We start from the raw sequence: 20,415 nt of genomic DNA, 5'->3' as shown, positions 1-20,415 counted from the left end.
AGGGGGTTCGGTTGCCCGTGCGGGCCGGGCCGGGTCCGGTCAGGCGGCGTGGCAGGCGTAGCGGTGGCCGGGGTCGCCGTCCGCGGCGGCCGGGGCCGGGCGTTCGGTGCGGCAGCGGCGGCGCAGGTCCTCACCGGCGAGGCGGTACAGCGGGCAGCGGCCCACGAAGACGCAGCCCTCGGGCAGCCGGGTGGCGCTCGGCTGCTCGCCCTCCAGCACCAGGCGCTCCCTGGTGCGTTCACGCTCCGGGTCGGGCACCGGGATCGCGGAGAGCAGCGCCCGGGTGTACGGGTGCCGGGGGTCGGCGAAGAGCGTTTCGGTGGGACCGGTCTCGACGAGGTGGCCGAGGTACATCACCGCGATGCGGTCGGAGAGGTAGCGGACGACGGCCAGGTCGTGGGCGACGACGAGGGTGGCGAGGGAGAGTTCCCGCCGCAGCCGCGCCAGCAGGTTGATCACGCCGGCCTGTACGGACACGTCGAGGGCGGAGAGCGGTTCGTCGAGGACGAGGAGTTTCGGCTCGGTCGCCAGGGCCCGGGCGATGCCGACGCGTTGACGCTGGCCGCCGGAGAGCGCGGCCGGGAAGCGGTCGCTCACGGCACCGTCCAGGCCGACCAGGCGCAGCAGTTCGGGGACGCGGGCGCGGATCGTGGCGCGGTCGGCGCCCATGGCCTGGAGGGGTTCGGCGAGCAGGTGGTGGACCGGCAGCCGCGGGTCGAGGGCGCCCAGCGGGTCCTGGAGGACGATCTGGACGTCCCGCCGCAACTCCCGTACGCGCGCTCCGGCGGTTGCGACATCGGTCCCGGCGATCTCGACGCGTCCGCCCTCGGGCCGCTTCAGCCGCAGGATCTCCAGGAGGGTGGTGGTCTTGCCGCTGCCGGACTCGCCGACCAGACCCAGGGTCTCCCCGGCGCGCAGCTCGAAGCTGACGCGGTTGACGGCGTGCAGGGTGCCGACCCGGCGTTTGAGGACGGCGCCCTTGGTGACGGGGAAGGTCTTGACCAGGTCCTCGACGCGGAGCACCACCTCGCCCGGCGTGGCGCCGCCCTGGACGGTGCCGGACTCGCCGCCCTGGGCGGTCCCGGTGGGGTCCAGCGTGCCGTCGGCCACCTCGTCGGCGCGCAGGCAGGCGGCCTGCCCGTGCCCGGGGACGTCGCGCAGTGCGGGGTCGGTGGTGCGGCAGGCGTCGACGGCGACGCGGCAGCGGCCGGCGAAGGCGCAGCCGGGCGGCGGACCGACGAGGGCGGGCGGCTCCCCGCCGATGGGGATCAGGGGGCGGCGCACCCCGCTGTCCACGGTGGGCACCGCGGCGAGCAGCCCGGCGGTGTACGGCATGACCGGCCGGTCGAACAGCTCCCGTACGCCCGCCCGTTCCACGATGCGGCCCGCGTACATCACGGCGATGTCGTCGGCGTGCCCGGCGACGACGCCGAGGTCGTGGGTGATGAGGACGAGCCCGGCGCCGGTCTCCCGCTGTGCCACCCGCAGCACGTCGAGGATCTGGGCCTGCACGGTGACGTCGAGGGCGGTGGTGGGTTCGTCGGCGATGAGGACGGACGGTTCGTTGGCGATGGCCAGGGCGATGACGACGCGCTGGCGCATACCGCCGGAGAACTCGTGAGGGAAGGAGCGGGCGCGCTCGCGCGGGTCGGGGATGCCGACGAGGTCGAGGAGTTCGACGGCGCGGTCCCAGGCGGCCCGCTTCGTCAGGTCCTGGTGGACCCGCAGGGCGTCGGAGAGCTGCCGGCCCACGGAGAAGATCGGGGTGAGCGCGGACAGCGGGTCCTGGAAGACCATGCCGAGGTCGGCGCCGCGTACCCCGGAGAGCGCCTTGTCGCCGAGTCCGACCAGGTCACGGCCGTTCAGCAGCACCTGTCCGCCGATGTCGGCGGCGGGCGGCAGCAGGCCCATGACGCCCATCGCGGTGGCTGATTTGCCGGAGCCGGATTCGCCGACGATGCCGAGGGTGCGGCCCGGCAGCAGATCGAAGCTGACGCCGCGGACCGCCTCGACGGGCCCGGCTTCGGAGGGGAAGGAGATCCGCAGGTCCCGGACGGAGAGCACGGGGGTGGTGGTGCCGGGCCGCGGTGCCGGGCGGGGCAGGGTCGTCGTACGGGTCATCGTCGGCCTCCAGCCGCGCCGGTCACGGAAGTGGGGTCGAGGGCGTCGCGCAGCCCGTCGCCGACGAAGGTCATCGACACGGTGAGCAGGACGACCAGGCCCGCGGGGAAGGCGAAGAGCCAGGGGGCGCTCGTGACCGTGCCCGCGCCGTCGGCGAGCATCGTGCCGAGGGAGATGTCCGGGGTCTGGACGCCGAACCCGAGGAAGGAGAGGGCGGTTTCGCTCAGTACGGTCGCGACGACGCCGAGCGTGAGGTTGACGATCAGCAGCGAGCCGAGGTTGGGGATGAGGTGCCGCAGGATGATGCGCGGCGCGCTGACGCCCATGAACTCCGCCGCCGTCACATAGTCCCTCTCGCGCAGGGAGGTCGAGACGGACCAGATGACGCGGGCGGTGGACATCCAGCCGAAGACCGTCAGCACGACGATGAGGACCCGCCAGTCACCGGCGAGGCGGTGGGAGACCAGCGCGAGGATGAGGAAGGAGGGGACGACCAGCAGGAAGTGGAGGACGGCGAGCGTCACCCGCTCGATCCGGCCACCGAAGTACGCGGCGCCGGAGCCGACGACCGCGGCGACGACGACGGTCAGCACGGAGACGCTGACGGCGATCACCAGGGACCGCTGGAGACCGTGGACGGCGGAGGCGTAGACGTCGTTGCCGCCCTGGTTGGTGCCGAACCAGTGGGTCGCGCCGGGTGGTTGGGTGAGCGCCGCGAAGTCGGTGTCGGCGTACGTGTACGGGGTGAGCAGCCCGCCGAGCGCGCTGAACAGCACCAGCAGGACGAAGATCGCCACGCCGGCGACGGCGAGCCGGTTGCGCAGGAAACGCCGCAGGTAGAGGCGGCCGAGGCGGTGGGCGGGCGGCGCGGGGGCCGGGGCGCCGGTTTCCGTGTCGGTGGCCATCTCAGCTCACCCGCACTCTCGGGTCGAGGAAGACGGTGGCGAGGTCCGCGAGGATCGCGCCGACGGCGGTGAGGGCTGCCGCGAAGGCGGCGGTGGCGACGGTGCCGTGCACATCGTTCTTGGCGATGGTCTGGAGGAAGTAGCGGCCCATGCCGTTCCAGCCGAAGATCGTCTCGGTGATGACGGCGCCGGTGAAGAGCGCCGGGATGCTGAACGCCACGGAGGTCGCCGTCGGGATGAGCGCGGTGCGCAACGCGCGGCGCCGGATCGCCTGGGCGCGGGTGAGCCCGGTGGCGCGGGCGGTGCGGACGTAGTCGGCGTGGAGCGTGTCGAGCAGCAGCGACCGCTGGGTCAGGTGGTAGCCGACGTATCCCATCAGGGTCAGGGTCAGGGTCGGCAGGATCAGATGGAGGAGGCGGTCGCCGATCGTGGGGAGCAGCCCCTCGACGTGGGGTGAGTTCTCCCCGGCGACGTAGAGGAAGTGCAGCCCGGCGTGCTGGTTGAGCCAGATGGCGACGAAGACCACGGCGAGGGCGGCGACGGACGTCGGGATGTTCAGCACCACGATGGAGACGGCCTGGGTGACACGGTCGGCCCAGCCGTACTGCCGCGATGCGGTGTACACGCCCAGCGCGACGCCGATCAGTACGGACAGGAGCGTGGCGATGACGACCAGTTCGGCGCTGACGAGGGAGCGGTAGCCGATCTCCCCGTTGACGGAGACGCCCGTGGGGGACTTGCCCCAGTCGAAATGGAGGACGACGGAGGTGAGCCAGTCCCACCACCGGTGCACCAACGGCACCTGCGGGTCCAGGTGGTAGGGCGCGAGGGCCCGGTCGATCTGCGCCTCGGTGCGGACCGGCCGCAGGTCCCGGAAGTTGGCGCGCGGGTCGAGGAACCAACTCGCCAGGAAATAGGTGGCGTTGGTGGCGACCACAATCATCAGCAGCCAGCCCGCCGCCTTACGCGTCACATGGCGCAGCACGCGCGCCACCTCCTGGGGCGGGCCGCGGGGGCGCCGGGTCTGCGGGATTTCTGCATGTGCCGTGGAGCTTTCCGGGAAGACGGGATGTAAGCACAAACGTGCGAACGCCAGTCTTGTCGGCGCTTCGCCACCGGCACCAGACTTTGCCTGCGTCCGCCACGAGACCGACATACCGCTGTAGCAATCGGCGGTATTCCCGGTTTCCCTATGCGGTGCGTCTCCTACGGGTATCGGCCCGCCCGGAAAGCACTTCCGGGAAGCTCCTTCTTCCGGGAATACGCCCTTTCCTTGCCGCTTTCCGCGGGATCAACTCCGGTGGCCAGGAAGGTGAGTGGCCCGCCGGCCGGATCCATTCGGCCCGTACGGCACCGGCGGCCGGTGGGGCACTGCCGCACCACCGGCCACCAGGGCGGACATCAGCCCGTAACGAGGCTCCCGAGCAGTTCGGCGGCGGGCTCCGGGTGGACGAGCCAGCGCAGATGACTTCCCGGGAGCGTATGGACGTCGAAGGGGTTACCGGGGGTGAGCGCGTCTCCTTCGCGGATCATCCGGTCCTGCATACCGAGCGGAATGGCGAGGTCTTCGGCCAGCCGCACATAGGTCTTGGGAATGCGGCCCCAGCTCGCTTCCTGCGCGCAGTCGGCGGTGGTTCCGGCGTCGAGATTGTCGTCGGGCTGGAAGGTGTTCAGGAAGGTGCGGAATTCGTCGTCGGTGAGGTCGGCGCCGACGGTCTGCCGCAACGCGGCGAGCGCCGCCGGGTCCGCGGTACGGAAATTGGTGCGGAGCATCCCGAGTTCCGCCGGATTCCCGACGAGCGCCGTCGCCAGGGCGGCCGGATCGGCGTCCGCCATCTCCGGCTCGGCGTAATACCCGGCGACATCGAGATCGACCGGGCACCACGCGGAGACGTAGACGAGGCGGTCGACGAGGTCGGGCCGGGCGTTGGCGACCGCGGTGAGGGTGATGCCGCCCCGGCTGTGGCCGACGAGCACGGTCGGACCGTTCCGCTGTGCCCGCTCCAGGGCGGCGATGACGCGGGCGACGGCGTCGGCGAGGGTGACATCCTTGATGCCGCCCGGCTCCGTGGCGAGCGCGTCGAGGTCCTGCGGCGCCTGGTACGCGGCGGGGAAGGTCGCCTCGAACCCGTGCCCCGGCAGGTCGACCGCGACGGACCGGTGCCCCAGAAGGCCGAGTTCGGCCTGGAGCGGCGCGAAGGAGAAGGAGTTGGCGAAGGCCCCGTGAACGAGGACGAAGGTCGGAAGAGTCTGCATGCCCCAGCGTCCAACGGAAGCGTGCGGCGCGACAAGCGGGGGCGGGTGTGAAGTGGTCGGGGTGGCGGGGTGGATTGCCCGGGGTGGCGGGAGCGCGGCCGGGCTGTGCCGGTACGGCGCCCCGTGCGCGAGGCCGGGCCGTACCGGGTGCGGCACCCCCGCTCGGCCCGGCGCACGGCGACGGCCCCGACCCCCCGTCCGATGGCCCTCACGAACGCCCGCCTGCACTTCCACGGCCTGGGCGCGACCCACCCTGCGAAGGCGAGGTGAGCGGGCGGCCTCGCGGAGTTGCGCCGGGGCCGGGGCGGTGTGCGACAGTGGACGTCCGGTCGGCCGGGCGCGCGTCTGCGCTGCCGCTACCGGACCCTCCACTTCCCGACACGGCCCTCTCCGGGTGCGCCCCCGCGCACCCGGGGACGCGGCCTCCCCACGCCCCCGAGAGAGCTATGCAGGCAACGACACCCGCCCCCCGCACCACGGACCCGCTCGGTCAGGGTCTGGAGTCGCGGGACGGTACCGCTCTGCTGCGCTTCGGCGTCGCGCGGCGCCGCCCGGCCGACCGGATCAGCTGGAGCGGCACCGGCGCCGTGGCCTGGCTCGACCGCGGACAGGTGCTGAGCGTCGGGGATCCGGACGCCGCCGCCGGCCTCGTCCTGCGCGCCGCCCACGGGCTCCCGGACCGGGTGCGGGAGTTCACCGTGCCGCGTGGCTCCGATGTCCTGGTCGGGCGGCACCTCCCGGTGACCGGCGCCGTCGAGCGGGTCTTCCGCTGGACGGAACAGGAGCCGCCCCCGCACGCCGCGGAGGAACGGGTCCAGGCCCTGGACGCCACGGACCACGACGCGCTGCGCGCCTTCCTCGCCGAGCACAACCCCAGGCACTCCACGGGCCCCGGCTCCTCCGACGTCAGCCTCTGGGCCGGGATCCGCGACGACGCCGGGCAGCTGGTGGCGTGCGGGGCGCTGAGCCGCCTGCGGGACAGCGGCGCGCCCTTGATGGTCTCCGTCGCCACCGACGCGGCCCGGCGCGGCGAGGGCCTGGGCGCCGCGCTCACTTCCTGGCTGACCCGGCACGCCGTCCGCAACGACGGTGTGTGCACCCTGTGGCAGCTCGGCGGCAACGCCCCCGCCGAACGGCTCTACGACCGCCTCGGCTACCGCACCGGCGACCCCTGTGTGACCGCCCGGATCGCGCCCGCGCCGCCGATGGCCGCCTGATCCGCCACCGCGGCGACGCGGCGGGACCCCTTGATCCCGCCCGCCGGAGACGACCTAGAATCACCGAATGATCTTTATTGTTGTGAAGTTTCCGGTGAAGCCCGAATACGCCGAGGAGTGGCCGTCGCACGTGGCCGCGTTCACCCAGGCCACGCGGGCGGAGCCGGGCAACCTCTGGTTCGAGTGGTCCCGCGGCGTCGAGGACCCGCTGTCCTACACCCTCGTCGAGGCGTTCCAGGACGACGCCGCCGAGGCCCACGTCACCTCCGACCACTTCCGTGCCGGGCTGGAGACCATGCGCCCGCTGCTGCGGCACACCCCCGAGATCGTGAGCACCACCATCGAGGGCGCCACCAGCTGGAGCGCCATGGGCGAGCTGGTCATCGGCTGACACCCGGCCGCGTCACGGCCGCCGTACGGGGGACCCCGCGGTGCGGGCCACAATCCGTACGGCGTCCGGGTCAGGACGGTTTCAGGGGGCGGACCAGGAGCGGCACGCCGGTTTCCTGGTGCCCGCCGCTGGCCAGCATCCGCACCTCACCGCGGTCGCTGATCTCGGCGCGGACGATGCCCGTCTCGTCCTCGTAGACCGGGTATCCGCCCGCCCCGGCGGCTGCGGTGCGCCGGACGACCACCACGTCGTCGGCGACGGCGGACGCCTGGAACACCAGCTCAAAGGCTTCCGGATACTCCATGGGTGCCTCTTCGGTGATGCGTTGTCGACTGTTCCATCGTCTCGCACCCCGGGCCGCCGGGCGAGCTGTACTGGGAGACCTCCGCGGTCCTCCGGCGCCCCGCCTCCGCCGAACGCCTCGCCGCCCTCCGCGAGCTGCACGGCCGCGAGATCGCGGAGTACGCCCGCATCCGCCGCTGCACCCGCGTCGTCGCACTGGAGGGCCCGCCCGAAGCGGCCGCCGCGGCCCTCGCCCTCCAGAAGGCGACCGGCCCCTTCTGCACCGGCGTCACCGCCGAACTCGACGGCGACCCCACCGGCCGCGACCACCTCGACGCCGCCTACCACCCGTTCCGGCAGGCCCTGGAACACTTCGTGGATGCAGCCCGGTCGGCGCATCAGAGGGATTGAACGGGGGCTGAACGGGGGGTGCGGATCAGGGCACGTCCACCGGGTGCAGCCGGGCGAACTCGCCGGCCAGCAGGCCCATCACGACGAGATCCTGATGGCGTCCGGCGAGAAAGACGTGGTCACGGAGGCGGCCCTCCGCCGCGAAACCGAGCCGACGGTGCAGGGCCAGGGATGCCGCGTTGTGCGCGAAGATCCGCGCCTCGCATTTGTGGTAGCGCCGCTCGGCGAAGAAGAAACGCAGCAACAGCACCGCCGCCTCGGTCGCATACCCCTTGCGCCGGTGACCGGCTTCCATCGTGATGCCGTACTCGAACCGTCCCGCGTGCGGATCCGCGTACGACGAGCCGACGGCACCGACCGTCTCCCCCGTGTCCAGGGCCTCGATCACCAGCCGGAAGCAGTCACCCTCGGCGGCGGTGGCCTGCTCCCGCGCCCACGCGCGGAAGCTCTCGGCGGAACGCGGGGGACGCAGCACGTCCCCCGACCGCTCCTCGTCGGCGGCGAAGCGCCGGAACGCGGCCCAGTCGCCGGGCTCGATCCCGCGCAGCCGTACGCGCTGTCCGGTCCAGAACGAGGTCATCCCGTATTCGATCACGCAACGGCACACGGGGCCCAGCCCTGCGTCGGCCGGGCTGTCCCCGGCGGGCCGGTGCCGCGTACCCGGACCGGACGCCCCGCTACTCTCCCGGCGCCTCCCTACGTGCCACCAGCCCCCAGGCTGTACGGGTACGCGGGTGCCAGGGGCCGTACGCGCGCTCGCACGTCTCGGCGGCCTCCGTGGCCAGGCGGTCGGCGTCGGCGGGGGTGAGCTTCGGGGGTCTGCTGACGGTGGCGTCGAGGAAACGGACCACGGGGGCGGGGAACATGCCCACGGCGCGGGTGCGGCCCGCACCGTCCTCCGCCAGGGAGCGCACCGCCTCGTCGGCCACCTCGGCATGGGTGAGGCGGATGAGCGCGGCCGCGCGGGGATGGTCGCGCTCCAGTGCCTCGGCGTCCCGGAAGGCCAGGGCGTCGCGGAGCAGGACCAGCGCCTCGGTCCACAACCGCTGGCGGCCGCGCGCGCGGGCGCGCCGGAGCTGGGTGAGGATCCGGGCCGGGTGGGCGGCGCCCAGGACCCGCCAGTACAGGCCGGTGGCGGTGTGCAGCAGCCGCTCACCCTCCGCGTACCGGCGCCGCCCGTGAAGCGCCTCGGCCAGCACGGTCAGCACGTCGGCGGCCTGCACCAGCACATCGCCGTCGACGGTGGAGAGCTTGCCGGTGAAGGGCCCCTCGGCGTTCTCCCGCAGCAGCTCCCCCAGGGACGGCCCGGTCCTTCCGGCCAGGGTCAGGCCGCGCGCGGTCGCCGCCGCGTCCGCCCGCGCCAGCACCGGCCGCAGCACCGCCTCGGCCTCGGTGTGGTCACCGCAGCGGACCCGGAGGCGGCCGAGGGCCAGCGCGTCGGCGAGGCCCGTGCCCGCCGGGCAGGCCACGATCCGCTCGGCGAACGGCAGCGCCGCCTCGTAGGCACCGCACCGTTCGTAGCTGTCCCGGAGGCGCCGGGCCGCCGCGACCGGCCCGGGCAGCGTGGCGCCGGAGCGCCACAGGAGGGCGCGGACGTGCGGCGCGAACAGCGGGAGTTCGGCGTCGTCGGCGCTCCGTAGCAGGGCGCGGTCCAGCAGCGCGGCGGCCCAGGCGTCGAGCGCGGGCCGCGCGGGTCCGCCGGGCCGGGCGGCGGGCGGACGCAGACAGCGGACCGGGCTCCGTACCGTGCCCTCCGGCGCCACGGGCGAGGCCGCGGGCACGGCCGTCCCGGCGAGCGCACCGATCGCCGCGGCCACCGCCTCCGGCGCGGGGCCGGGATCCGGCAGCGGAACGGCGGCCGGCGCCCGCGGGTCGAGGGTGTGTGCGGGCAACGGCGCGTCGGTGAACCGGGCCAGCAGCTCCCCGGGCGTCGGCGGGGCTCCGGCGCCCCCCGCGCCGTCCAGCTCCCGCGACGCCGCGGGGGCCGGACCGCCGTAGGTGATGTGCAGATCCCGGCCCGCCTGGTGGACGCGCCCGCCCTCACGCGCCTCGGCCCGGAAAGAACCCCCGTCGTCCATCCCCACCCCCTGAAGCTCCGCCAACCCACCTCCAGGTTAGGGCGCACCGGTGACACACCGCCGCACGAACGCCCCACCACGTCCCGGATGTTGGACACACGGGGGGCGAGCCCGTAGGGCGGCAGGCCCGGAAGGCACCGGCCCCGCGACGCGGCGGTCCCATGGGGGCATGCCGCATGGCGCGAGGCCCATCGGGCACACGGGGCGCGAGGCATCGGGCACGGCCGGCGCCCGGCACCGGGCCCCAGCCGTCACCGCTCCCCGGACTCCGGCGGCACCGCCCCCTCCGGCATCGGCATCCCCTCCAGCAGCCGCTGAAGAAGCCCCAGAACCAGCTCGCAGACCGCGTCCGGGTCCGCGCTCGCGAGAGGTTCGCGGCCGACGACGACGCGCATCATGCCGATGCCCAGCAGCCACGCCATGGCGAGATCCGCGCGCAGCGCCGCGTCCTCGGCCCCGGAGAGCGTGGCCAGCACGTCCGTGTACTGCTCCCCCAGCACCTTCACCGTCTCCGCCGCGTCGTCGGCACCGCCGACGGAGCGCAGATACACCGCGAGGGAGCGGTCGTGGGGGTCCTTGCCGTGGTGGGTGAGCATGCCGCGCAGCGTCGTCTCGAACAGCTTCTCCGGGGGCGTGGTCCGCAGCTGCTCCTGGCCGCTGTGCGCCATCACCTCCGTCAGCAGCGCGCTCTTCGAGCCGAAGTACCGGAACAGCAGCGCCTGATTGGCGCCGGCCCGCTCCGCGATGTCCCGCACGGTCGCGGCGTCGTAACCGCGCTCGGCGAACAGGTCGGCGGCGGCCTCCAGCAGCCTGCGGCGGGTGGCCTGCGCGTCTCTTCTCCGGGGTGAACCGGCCGGTACGCCGACGGGGTTCGCCATGGTGCTCCTTTCCGGACGGCCCGTCAGGATAACGGCCGTAACCGGTCGTTGACCGTCCGCGGACCGGCGGCCTAACGTTTGTAAGCAGGTGCTTACACAAGGGAGACCACCGTGACCACAGCTGACACAGCACCCCTCTCCTATCCCTTCAACACTGCCGACAACCTGTCGTTGTCCGAGGCGTACGACGAGGCCCGCAACCGCCCCGGTCTGTTGCGGGTCCGCATGGCCTACGGGGAACCCGCCTGGCTGGTGACGCGGTACGCCGAAGCCCGCTTCGTCCTCGGTGACCAGCGCTTCAGCCGCGCACTGGGGCTGGAACACGACGAGCCGCGACAGTCCGAGGGCAGCCGCGACAGCGGCATCCTCAGCATGGACCCGCCCGAGCACACCCGGCTGCGCTCCCTGGTGGCGAAGGCGTTCACCGTGCGCCAGGTGGAGAAACTCCGGCCACAGGTCAAGGAGTTGACCGGCCAATTGCTCGACGAGCTGGAGGACGCCGGTCCGCCCGCCGACCTCGTGGACCGCTATGCGCTGCCGATTCCGGTCGCGGTCATCTGCCGGATGCTGGGCGTCCCCGTCGAGGACCGGCCGAAGTTCCGGGCCTGGAGCGATGCGGCGCTGTCGACCAGTTCGCTGACGGCGAAGGAGTTCGAGGCCAACCGCGAGGAACTGCGCGCCTACATGCGGCAGTTGATCGAGGAGCACCGCAGGCATCCGCAGGACGACCTGATGACGGCGCTCATCGACGCGCGGGACGCCGGGGACCGGCTCTCCGAGCTGGAGCTGGTCGATCTCTGCATCGGCATCCTCGTCGCCGGGCACGAGACGACCGCGACGCAGATCCCCAATTTCGTCCTCACCCTGCTCGACCATCCCGAGGAGCTGGCCCGGCTGCGGGAGCGGCCGGAGCTGATGGCCGGTGCGGTGGAGGAGCTGCTGCGGTTCGTGCCGCTGGGCAGCGGGGCGGGCCAGCCGCGCTACGCCACCGAGGACATCGAGGTCGGCGGCACGCTGGTGCGGGCCGGTACGCCGGTGCTGGTCGCGGTGGGCGCCGCCAACCGCGATGCGCTCCGTTTCTCCTCCCCCGGCACCCTGGACTTCGCCCGGACCGGCAACCAACACCTCGGTTTCGGCCACGGCGTCCATCACTGCCTGGGCGCGCCGCTGGCCCGGCTGGAGCTCCAGGAGGCGCTCGGCGCATTGATCACCCGCTTCCCCGGGCTGCGCGTCGCGGGCGATGTGCAGTGGAAGACCGAGATGCTGGTGCGCGGGCCGCGCGTCCTGCCGGTGGGGTGGTGAGCCCATGAGCCGACAGGTGGAGGTGGACCCGCAGCGCTGCATCGGCTCCGGCATCTGCGTCGGAACCGCGCCCGGACTCTTCGTCCTGGACGGCCCCCGCTCCCGGCCGGTGCGCGAGGAGATCGACGGGGACGACGAGCTGGCCCTGGACGCCGCGGACCTGTGCCCGGCGATGGCCATCACCGTGCGGGAGGACGGTCGCGAGATAGCGCCCCGGGACTGACCGGGCCGCCCCGGGGCGCCTCGGCCCCCGGGGCGGCAGGTCCCGGCGCGCCCCGGGCCCCTGGCCGTCAGAAGCCCGTGCGGCCGTCGATGCGCTCGCGGATGAGGTCGGCGTGGCCGCAGTGACGGGCGTACTCCGCGATCAGGTGGGTGTGTATCCAGCGGAGCGTGACGCGGCCCTCCCCCAGGGAGCCGGTGTCGTCCAGGGAACGGCCGGCACAGGCGCGCCGGGCGTGCTCCACCTCGGCCCGCCACAGCGCCACCGCGTCCTCGGACGACGCCTCCCCGGCGCCGTCGAAACCGCCGCTCATCCCGTCGGCGCCGGCATCCCCCGGGAACAGATCGGGAACGTCCTCCCCGGCGAGGACCCGCCGGAACCAGTTCCGCTCGACCTCCGCCAGATGCCGTACGAGGCCGACGAGGGTGAGCGGCGAGGGCGGCGCGGAGGCCGTGCGCAGCTGTTCTTCCGTGAGCCCCGCGCACTTGTCGACGAGGGTGGCGCGGTAGAAGTCGAGCCAGCTGGTCAGGGACGTCCGCTCATCGGCGTCCATCGGGGGCGTGACGCGTTCGGAAGTGGTCATGTCCGTCATCGTGGCACGGGGGTGTGACAACGCCCGGGCGCTGCGCACGGGCGACGGGACGGGCGACGGCGGAGCGCAGGGCGGACGCGGCCGACCGGGCCCGCGCCGGCCGGCCCCGTCCCCGCCCCGCACCGACCGGCCGCCCATAAATCCCGGTGCGGCCCGCTCCCGGCTGAGGTACCGTTCCGGAGTCCTGTTGTCTCCGATAGAGGTGGACGTTGCGCATCTGAGGTCCGCGACCATCGCGCGGTACGGCCCCGCCGTACGCCTGTCACGCCGTGCCGGCACTCTGCCGCCCGTGACCTCGCGCGGATGCGACCTCGGTGCATGAACCGTCCTCCCTTGCCAGGACCGCACCCCTCTCTTCCCGGCCGGTCGCCGCGTGGTGCTCGCCTACGACGCCCCCGTTCCTGCGTGCAGACTGCGAGAAAACCATGTCCCGACCCCCCGCTCCGCAAGCCTCGGTGACCTGCTCCGGCGTGACGTTCCGCTGGCCCGACGGCAGTACCGTCCTCGACCGGCTCTCCCTCGTCATCGGCCGGGGCCGTACCGGCCTCGTCGGCGACAACGGCACCGGGAAATCCACGCTGTTGCGGCTGCTGGCCGGTCAACTGCGCCCCGCCGAGGGCACGGTGAGCGTCACCGGCACCCTCGGCTACCTTCCGCAGAACCTCACCCTCGACACCGGCCTGCGGGTGGAGGACGCCCTCGGCATCGCCGACCGGCGCGCCGCGCTGCGCGCCATCGAGTCCGGCGACACCGACGAGGCGCACTTCACCACGCTCGGCGACGACTGGGACATCGAGGAACGCGCCCTGGCGACGCTGGGCTCTCTGGGGCTCGGCTCCCTCGGTCTCGACCGCACCGTCGGCGAGATGTCCGGCGGCGAGACGGTCCTGCTGCGGCTGGCCGCCCTGCTCCTTGACCGTCCCGACGTGCTGCTCCTGGACGAGCCGACCAACAACCTCGATGTGTTCGCGCGGCGGCGGCTCCACGAGGCCGTCGCCTCCTGGCGCTCCGGCGCGCTGATCGTGGTCAGTCACGACCGGGAGCTGTTGGAGCGGATGGACCGGATCGCCGAACTCCGCTCCACCGCCGTGACCTGGTACGGCGGCGGCTGGTCCGCCTACCAGGAGGCCGTCGCCGCCCAACAGGACACGGCCGCACGGACGTTGCGCACCGCCGAGGCGGACGTCCGCAGGCAGCAGCGGGAGCTGGAGGAGAGCCGCGTCAAGGCGGCCCGGCGCCGTCGGCAGAGCGCCAAGCTGGACGCGCAGCGGCGCGCGCCGCGCATCGTCGCCGGGGAGCGCAAGCGCTCTGCCCAGGAGTCCGCCGACCGGGTCCGCGGCATCCACGAGGACCGCCTCCAGGAGGCGCGGGGGCGGCGCGAGGAGGCCGCGGAGGCGATCCGGGACGATGCCGAGATCCGGGTGGACCTGCCGCACACGGCGGTGCCCGCGGGACGCACCGTGCTCCGTCTGACGGCGCTGCGCCCGCGCCACGGCCTGCTCCGGGAAGGCGATCTGGAAGTACGCGGCCCCGAGCGCGTCGCGCTGATCGGCCGGAACGGCGCCGGGAAGACGACGCTGCTGCGCACCCTGGCCGGACAGGTGGAGCCGCTGTCCGGCGAGGCGCGGACCTTCGTTCCGCTGCGCTTCCTGCCGCAGCGTCTGGACATCCTGGACGACGGCCTGAGCGTGGCGCGGAACGCGGCCCGTACGGCGCCCGGTGTCACCGACAACGCGCTGCGGTCGCAGCTGGCACGGTTCCTGTTCAAGGGGGATCGCGCGCAGGCGCTGGTGGGCACGTTGTCCGGGGGTGAGCGGTTCCGTGCCGCGCTCGCCGCGACGATGCTCGCCGCGCCCGCTCCGCAGCTGCTGATGCTGGACGAGCCGACCAACAACCTCGACCTCTCCGGGGTGCGGCAGCTCACCGCCGCGCTGGCGTCCTACCAGGGCGCGCTGGTGATTGCCGGGCACGATCTGCCGTTCCTGGAGTCCGTCGGCATCACCCGCTGGCTCCTCGTCGGCGAAACGCTGGCGGAGACCACCGCCGAGGAGGTACGGGCCCTGCTGGAGGCGCCGGAGCCTGCCTGACGGCGCGACGCCGCCTATCGGTGCGCGCACCTACACGGCACACCGGCCGCCCGCCTCACCAGGTGACCGGCAGCGCGTGCACCCCGTACACCGAACCGTCGTGCTTGAAGGAGAGAGCGTCGCGGTCGGCGGCCAGGCGCAGGGTGGGGATGCGCCGGTGGAGGGTGCTGTGGACGACCTGTAGCTCGATACGGGCCAGGGTCTGCCCGAGGCACTGGTGCACGCCGAAGCCGAAGGCGAGATGGCGGCGGGAGTCGCGGGCGAGGTCGAGCCGGTCCGGGTCGGGGAAGACGTCCGGGTCGCGGTTGGCGAGGTCGTTGGCGAGGACGACGCCCTCGCCCGCCCGGAGGGTCTGCCCGGCGATCTCGATGTCCTCCAGGACGGCGCGACGGCGGCCGCTGTGGGTGATGGTGAGGTATCGCAGCAGCTCCTCCACGGCCGAGGCGACCACCCGCGGATCGTCGGCGTCGCGCAGCAGGGCGAGTTGGCCGGGGTTCTCCAGCAGCGCGAGGGTGCCCAGCGCGATCATGTTGGCGGTGGTCTCGTGTCCGGCGAGGAGCAGCAGGACGCCCGTCTCGGCGGCCTGTTCCCGGGTCAGCTCCCCCGCGTCGACCCGTCCGGCCAGCCCCGAGAGCAGGTCGGCGGGGCCCGCGGTCTTCCGGGCGAGCAGCCCGTCGAGGTAGCCGGTCAGGTGGGCGTGGGCGGCGGCCCGCTGCTCCGGTTCGACGGTGCGGCTGATAAGTATCCGGCTGTTTTCCTGGAAGAAGTCGTGGTCGGCATAGGGCACACCGAGCAGTTCGCAGATGACCAGTGACGGGACCGGCAGCGCGAACCGGGCGACGAGGTCGGCGGGGGCGGGCCCGGCGAGGAGTTCGTCGAGGAAACCGTCGACGATCCGCTGAATGGCGGGCCGCATCGCCTCCATGCGGCGGACCGTGAACGGTGCCGTCACCATCCGCCGCAGCCGGTTGTGCTCGGGGTCGTCCATCAGGATGAAGCTCATCCGCGCGTTCCCGGTGACGGGCGCGGAGGCGGGGTAGCCGGGACGCGTGATGTCCGCGCTGACCCGGGGGTCGGCCAGCAGGGCACGCTGGTCGGCGTGGCGGGTCACCAGCCAGGGTGTGCTGCCGTCCCACAGCCGGACCCGGGTGAGCGGCCCGCTCCGCTGCGCCTCCCGCAGCCCCGGCGGCGGGTCGAAGGGGCAGCCGGCCGCCCGGTCCATCGGGAACGCGTGGATCCCGTCCGGGGCCGTGCCGTGCGGGGCTGCGGTGCCGCTCATGTGTCGCTCCTCGTCTGCCCGCCCGGCCGGGCCGACGGCCGGGTCCGGTGCGGTACGTATCGGTGGTGCGTGGGGGTCGGGTGATACGGCGGGGGGCCGGGCGGACCGGCTGACCCGAGGGGCATCGCCGGCCAGGGGCGTCCCCCGGAGGCGCGTCAGGCGAACCGGCTGCCCCGGGGCGGCGCCACCGGCCGGAGCGCCCCAGAGGCCGTCAGCCGGTCCGCGTCACCGGTGCGGTCCACAAACCGACAATGCCGTCGATCAGCCCGGTGGCCGTGGCGTGCCAACTGCTGCGCGCGGTGGCGGTGTTGTCGGCGAGGGCGCGTTCCCGTTCGGCGCAGGTGTGCACGATCAACTGCCGTGCCATCGCGCCCCGTTCGACGTGGACCTCGGGCGGCAGGTCGGGCAGGCAGCGGTTCAGCCCCTCCAGGGTGCGCACCAGCGCCGGTGACCCGAGGGACTCCTCGGCGAGTACGTCCTGGAGCGCCGGATCGGTCATCACCTGGGCGCAGCACCGCGCGAACCATGTGGGGCTGCCCAGGGACGCCAGATGCGCGGTGGTGGGCCGCACCAGGCAGCCGACCCACGCGCCGATGTCCGCGCCGCCGTCCAGCGCGTCCACCCGGCGCGCCCGGTCCTGCTCGATCCGGCCCATGTGCTCACGGGCGATGGCCCGCACCAGGTCGGCCTTGGTGCCGAAGTGGTAGCCGACCGCGGCGTTGTTGCCCTGCCCGGCGGCCTCGCTGACCTGCCGGTTGGACACCGCGTAGACCCCCCGCTCGGCGAACAGCCGCTCCGCCGCACGCAGGATCCGCGCCCGCGTCACCTCCGCCTGACCGGCCCGCGCCGCCCCACGCATACCGTCTCCTCCCGACCGCCCACGCCCCCGCTTCCGTGCCCGGTCAGGCAACCCGATCGACTCCACCCAAGTCAAGCAACTGACTTAAATTCGCGCTCCGTTACCCCGGAGGCCGCGTCATCGGCAGACCGTGCCGTCCGGCGCCCGAGCGCGAGGACGAGCAGCGCGGCCACCACCCCCACGGCGGTGAGCACCAGCCAGGCCGGGCCGAACCCCTCCCGGGTGACGAGCCATCCGAAGAGCATCGGCCCGCAGGCCCCGCCCAGAGAGACTCCCATCTGGGTGAAGGCGGTGGCCCGCGCCGCCGCGGCCGGGAAGGAGACACCCGCCACGTAGTGCAGCAGCCCGGCCCAGCCCCATCCCCCGCCGAAGGCGAGCAGCGCCCCGGCGACGGTGACGGCGACGCCGCCGTTCAGGGCGAGCAGCAACGTCCCGAGGGCGCCGACGGCGTAGAGCTGCCAGAGGAGGGCGCGCGGGGCGTAGCGGCCGCGGTCCACCACGACGCCCGCCGCGAGCCGGACGGCGATGTTCACGACGGAACCGGCGGCGGCCAGAAATCCGGCCGTGGAGAGCGCCAGACCTCCGTGGGTCCCCGAAGCGATCAGGAACCCTCCCAGAGAGTTCCCGACCATGGCGCCGCACAGACCGGCCACCGCCAGCCCCAGCAGCTGGGAGTTCAGCTTCAACGGCGGGGCGGCGGCACGGGCCGGGGCCCCGCCCCGCCCACCGCGCCGGGCACACAGACCAACGACGCCGTACAGCGCGCAGACCCCGGCGGCAGACAGGAAGACCGCGCGCCAGCCGTACGGAACGGCCAGTGCCGGGACCGCGACGCTGCCGAGCAGGGTGGCCATGGGGACGGCCGCCTGCTTCAGTCCGAACGCGAAGCCCTGGACGCGCCGGGCGCAGTGCCGCATGAGCAGGGAGTTGGTGTGCGGCTGGCTGTAGCCGTAGACGAGGCCGCCGACCGCCGTCCCGGCCACCAGCCCGACGCCTCCCGCCCAGGCCCCGAGCGCCAGCCCCACCGCCGTCGCGAAACTCGCCACGCCCACCGTGGTCTCCGCCGACACCGGCACCTCGACCTTGCGGCTCAGAAAAGCGCCGAGCAACGACGCGCACCAGTACGCGGCCAGCAACAGGCCCGTATCCCCCGCATCCCAGCCCCACTCACGGTTGATCAGCGTGCTGGTGGCGCCGGCGAGAAAAAGCGGCATCGAGGTGAGCACGGTGATGAGGGCCACCCCCGCCGCCGTCCCCATTCCGGCGGGCCCGGAGGCATCGGTTTCGCCCTGCGCGGGCGCTGCTGTCGTCCGGCTCATGCCGCTCTCCTGGCCTGGTGAGGAGGGGTACGAATCCCGGCGATCGATGCCGGAGAAATCACGGGTAGGAAAAACGACAAAGGGCTGGGAAGAGGGAACAGAAAAGGGGAGAAGCCCGACTGGTGGACGAAATTCACCAGGACAGGAAGAGGTCGAAAAAGAGAATCCCCCGCTTTATCGAATTCCGGAACCGGCTTCCCGCCTCACTCTAGCGAGCGCGAAAGAGGAGCGTAAATTACCGCTCGTCATGACGGATGCGTACGAGACATGAGTGACGGTAGGGCGGAGAGGGGTGAGGCGCTGCGCCTCACCCCCGCCACCACGGCTCCCGCACACACAGGCCCTCCACACGGGTGCAGCCCAGGCCGTTGGAGATCTGCTCGGAGTCCGGGTTCCGGCCGACGACGCCGCCCTTGCGGCTCAGCCGAGGGCGGCAGCCACGACGCGGGCCCGCCGGAAGCCGGGCGGGACGGTCCGCCGACAGCGGCGCCCCGCCCGCGGGCCGCCGGGACGAGCCCGCCCGCGAACCCCCGGCTCACTCCGCCGTGTCGGACTCCGAAACCCAGGTACCGAGGGTGATCTCGGCCGTGATGCCGGGCCCGAATCCGGCCATCAGGCCGCGGTCCCCGTCGAGGGCGGACGCCTCGTCGAACAGCCGGGCCATGGCGTCCAGCACCACGGCGCTGGCGATGTTGCCGTACTCGGTGAGCGTGGCCCGGCTGAAGCGGAACGCCTCCGGCGGCACATCGAGGAAGTAACAGAGATCGTCGAGGATCCGGGGGCCGCCCGCGTGGATGATGTAGAAGTCCATCTTCCCGGCGTTCCAGTCGTGTTCCTCCGCAGCGGTGCACAGCGCCGGAGCGAGCGGTTCCATCGTTCCCGGCACCCGCTTGTCGAGCTGGAAGTGGAACCCGGTGGACTTGACCGCGTACGAGATCCACGCCTCGGTGTTCGGGATGATGTACGAGCTGTTGCGCTCCAGCCGGATGCCGGTTCCGCCGTCGCCCCGCAGCACCGCGGCGGCGATCCCGTCGCCGAACAGGCCGTTGGAGAGCAGCGATCCGACGCCCAGGTCGGTGGGCTGGTAGCACAGCGAGCAGAACTCGCAGGCGACGATCAGCACGTTGGCGTCCGGGTACGCCGTGCAGAAGTCGTGGGCCCGGTTGACGGCCGCTCCGCCGGCGGCGCACCCGAGTTGGGCGATCGGCAGCTGACGCGTCTCCGGCCGGAACCCCATGGCGTTGATCAGCCAGGAGGTGGGCGGCGGCATCATGAAGCCGGTGCAGGAGACGTAGATGATCAAGTCGATCTGCTGCGGCTCCAGTTGTGCCTGGTCGAGCGCGCGCCGCACCACGGCGGGCACCCGGTCCTTGGTGTGCTCCTCGTACACGATGCTGCGGGCGTCGAGCCCCGGGTGTCGCAGAGTCTCCTCGATCGGCTGGATCAGATGCCGCTTGCGCACTCCGGTGTGCTCGATCAACCGGAGGATCAGGCCGAGTTGCGGATGGTCGCCGTGCAACCGTTCCGCGAGTTCGAGTGTTTCCTCATTGGTGATGACATGCTCGGGTACTGCGATGGCCGGTTTGCAGAGAACCGCCATGGATCTCCTCCTAGCGGACGGTGCTCCACACGGCTGAGCCCTGCGGGGGGACGCGGGGTGTTCGCCGGCCGATGGCCGACGCTGCGGCAGCGTATGCGCGCATTGGCGCGAGGCGGGCCGTTGGCGTTGCGCGCCGCCGCGTCGTGCGTCCCCGAAATGGGCGCTGACGGGCTGACCGCCGAAAGACTTCGTTCTCGCCGTATGGGCAGATGGTGGTGCGCCACACCGTGGTTGGCCCTCGGCATTACGTTACGGCAGCCAGGTGACGGCCGCATGTCGACCGGCGGGCGCCGCTCCGCCCGGGTACGTGGGGGTTCCGGTTGCCATGGCCCGGGGGTTGACGCATCATCCGGGGCGTCCGGGAGGCGGGGCCGGGGGGCGGTTCTGTGGGGAGCGGTTCGCCGGGCGGTGCGGTCCGTCGGGAGCGGGCGTCCGGGCCGGTCAGACCCGGCCGACGATCCCGGCCGAGTGGCGGGCCGGGCCGGGTGCCCGGCGGAGCCGTCCTCCTCCCGCCGCCCGTTCGGCGGCGCCCGCGGTGCGCACAGCGATGCGGCCCGGCCGACAGCAGCCCCGCCCCCCCCCCCAGGCAACGGGATAACTCCGGGCCACGGGGGGTCG

The 20,415-nt window shown here is 73.2% G+C and carries 18 protein-coding genes; 5 read left to right on the top strand and 13 right to left on the bottom strand.

All coding sequences use genetic code 11. From position 1 onward, the window contains the following. Nucleotides 1-39: 39 nt before the first annotated feature. The 4 genes from ACFWWQ_RS05655 to ACFWWQ_RS05640 form a co-directional block, all read right to left on the bottom strand. Nucleotides 40-2,121, bottom strand: coding sequence for a dipeptide ABC transporter ATP-binding protein (locus ACFWWQ_RS05655; protein WP_384590602.1), 2,082 nt, complete (start codon nucleotides 2,119-2,121; stop codon nucleotides 40-42). Then, nucleotides 2,118-3,026 (bottom strand): ABC transporter permease, encoded by a 909-nt coding sequence (locus ACFWWQ_RS05650; RefSeq protein WP_384590599.1) that lies wholly within the window; start codon nucleotides 3,024-3,026, stop codon nucleotides 2,118-2,120. Before ACFWWQ_RS05650 ends, ACFWWQ_RS05655 begins: the two co-directional genes overlap by 4 nt. Before the next feature lies 1 nt (nucleotide 3,027). Beyond that, nucleotides 3,028-4,011, bottom strand: coding sequence for an ABC transporter permease (locus ACFWWQ_RS05645; RefSeq protein ID WP_384590597.1), 984 nt, complete (start codon nucleotides 4,009-4,011; stop codon nucleotides 3,028-3,030). A gap of 416 nt (nucleotides 4,012-4,427) precedes the next feature. Continuing rightward, complete coding sequence (locus ACFWWQ_RS05640; RefSeq protein ID WP_384590594.1) at nucleotides 4,428-5,282, bottom strand: alpha/beta fold hydrolase; 855 nt, start codon at nucleotides 5,280-5,282, stop codon at nucleotides 4,428-4,430. Between the two features lie 446 nt (nucleotides 5,283-5,728). Here ACFWWQ_RS05640 and ACFWWQ_RS05635 point away from each other — a divergent pair, with 446 nt between their 5' ends. Continuing rightward, nucleotides 5,729-6,499, top strand: a complete 771-nt coding sequence (locus ACFWWQ_RS05635) for a GNAT family N-acetyltransferase (RefSeq protein WP_384590591.1) — start codon at nucleotides 5,729-5,731, stop codon at nucleotides 6,497-6,499. Nucleotides 6,500-6,566: 67 nt separating this feature from the next. Then, entirely contained in the window at nucleotides 6,567-6,890 is a 324-nt protein-coding gene (locus ACFWWQ_RS05630) for a putative quinol monooxygenase (protein ID WP_384590588.1), read from the top strand. A 70-nt stretch (nucleotides 6,891-6,960) separates the two neighbouring features. Here the strand turns inward: ACFWWQ_RS05630 and ACFWWQ_RS05625 are convergent, their stop codons facing one another. The 4 genes from ACFWWQ_RS05625 to ACFWWQ_RS05610 form a co-directional block, all read right to left on the bottom strand. Further along, on the bottom strand, nucleotides 6,961-7,194 hold the full coding sequence (locus tag ACFWWQ_RS05625; RefSeq protein WP_384590585.1) for a DUF6296 family protein: 234 nt from the start codon (nucleotides 7,192-7,194) through the stop codon (nucleotides 6,961-6,963). 414 nt (nucleotides 7,195-7,608) lie between these two features. Beyond that, entirely contained in the window at nucleotides 7,609-8,163 is a 555-nt protein-coding gene (locus ACFWWQ_RS05620) for a GNAT family N-acetyltransferase (protein ID WP_384590582.1), read from the bottom strand. Nucleotides 8,164-8,260: 97 nt separating this feature from the next. Beyond that, nucleotides 8,261-9,685 (bottom strand): hypothetical protein, encoded by a 1,425-nt coding sequence (locus ACFWWQ_RS05615; RefSeq protein WP_384590579.1) that lies wholly within the window; start codon nucleotides 9,683-9,685, stop codon nucleotides 8,261-8,263. Between the two features lie 227 nt (nucleotides 9,686-9,912). Continuing rightward, complete coding sequence (locus ACFWWQ_RS05610; protein WP_384590576.1) at nucleotides 9,913-10,539, bottom strand: TetR/AcrR family transcriptional regulator; 627 nt, start codon at nucleotides 10,537-10,539, stop codon at nucleotides 9,913-9,915. A gap of 111 nt (nucleotides 10,540-10,650) precedes the next feature. Between ACFWWQ_RS05610 and ACFWWQ_RS05605 the strand changes: the two genes are divergently transcribed. Together ACFWWQ_RS05605 and ACFWWQ_RS05600 are read left to right on the top strand one after the other, a co-directional pair. After that, nucleotides 10,651-11,841 (top strand): cytochrome P450, encoded by a 1,191-nt coding sequence (locus ACFWWQ_RS05605; RefSeq protein ID WP_384590573.1) that lies wholly within the window; start codon nucleotides 10,651-10,653, stop codon nucleotides 11,839-11,841. Nucleotides 11,842-11,845: 4 nt separating this feature from the next. Beyond that, nucleotides 11,846-12,064 (top strand): ferredoxin, encoded by a 219-nt coding sequence (locus ACFWWQ_RS05600; RefSeq protein ID WP_384590571.1) that lies wholly within the window; start codon nucleotides 11,846-11,848, stop codon nucleotides 12,062-12,064. 67 nt (nucleotides 12,065-12,131) lie between these two features. Here the strand turns inward: ACFWWQ_RS05600 and ACFWWQ_RS05595 are convergent, their stop codons facing one another. Further along, on the bottom strand, nucleotides 12,132-12,644 hold the full coding sequence (locus ACFWWQ_RS05595; protein ID WP_384590568.1) for a DinB family protein: 513 nt from the start codon (nucleotides 12,642-12,644) through the stop codon (nucleotides 12,132-12,134). A gap of 434 nt (nucleotides 12,645-13,078) precedes the next feature. On the opposite strand from ACFWWQ_RS05595, the gene ACFWWQ_RS05590 reads away from it, so the two are divergent. Beyond that, the gene (locus ACFWWQ_RS05590; protein ID WP_384590565.1) at nucleotides 13,079-14,740 is read left to right on the top strand and encodes an ATP-binding cassette domain-containing protein; all 1,662 of its coding nucleotides are present in this window, start codon (nucleotides 13,079-13,081) and stop codon (nucleotides 14,738-14,740) included. A gap of 55 nt (nucleotides 14,741-14,795) precedes the next feature. Here ACFWWQ_RS05590 and ACFWWQ_RS05585 read toward each other — a convergent pair whose 3' ends face one another. The 4 genes from ACFWWQ_RS05585 to ACFWWQ_RS05570 form a co-directional block, all read right to left on the bottom strand. Beyond that, nucleotides 14,796-16,019 (bottom strand): cytochrome P450, encoded by a 1,224-nt coding sequence (locus ACFWWQ_RS05585; RefSeq protein WP_384590562.1) that lies wholly within the window; start codon nucleotides 16,017-16,019, stop codon nucleotides 14,796-14,798. Between the two features lie 211 nt (nucleotides 16,020-16,230). Continuing rightward, on the bottom strand, nucleotides 16,231-16,878 hold the full coding sequence (locus tag ACFWWQ_RS05580; RefSeq protein WP_384590559.1) for a TetR/AcrR family transcriptional regulator: 648 nt from the start codon (nucleotides 16,876-16,878) through the stop codon (nucleotides 16,231-16,233). 71 nt (nucleotides 16,879-16,949) lie between these two features. Next, entirely contained in the window at nucleotides 16,950-18,197 is a 1,248-nt protein-coding gene (locus tag ACFWWQ_RS05575; RefSeq protein WP_384590556.1) for an MFS transporter, read from the bottom strand. A 535-nt stretch (nucleotides 18,198-18,732) separates the two neighbouring features. Next, entirely contained in the window at nucleotides 18,733-19,797 is a 1,065-nt protein-coding gene (locus ACFWWQ_RS05570; protein WP_384590553.1) for a type III polyketide synthase, read from the bottom strand. Between the last annotated feature and the right edge of the window lie 618 nt (nucleotides 19,798-20,415).

The sequence above is a fragment of the Streptomyces sp. NPDC059080 genome, from assembly GCF_042739975.1.
GTDB classification, from domain to species: Bacteria; Actinomycetota; Actinomycetes; order Streptomycetales; family Streptomycetaceae; genus Streptomyces; species Streptomyces benahoarensis.
This window is presented reverse-complemented; position numbering and strand designations above follow the sequence as displayed.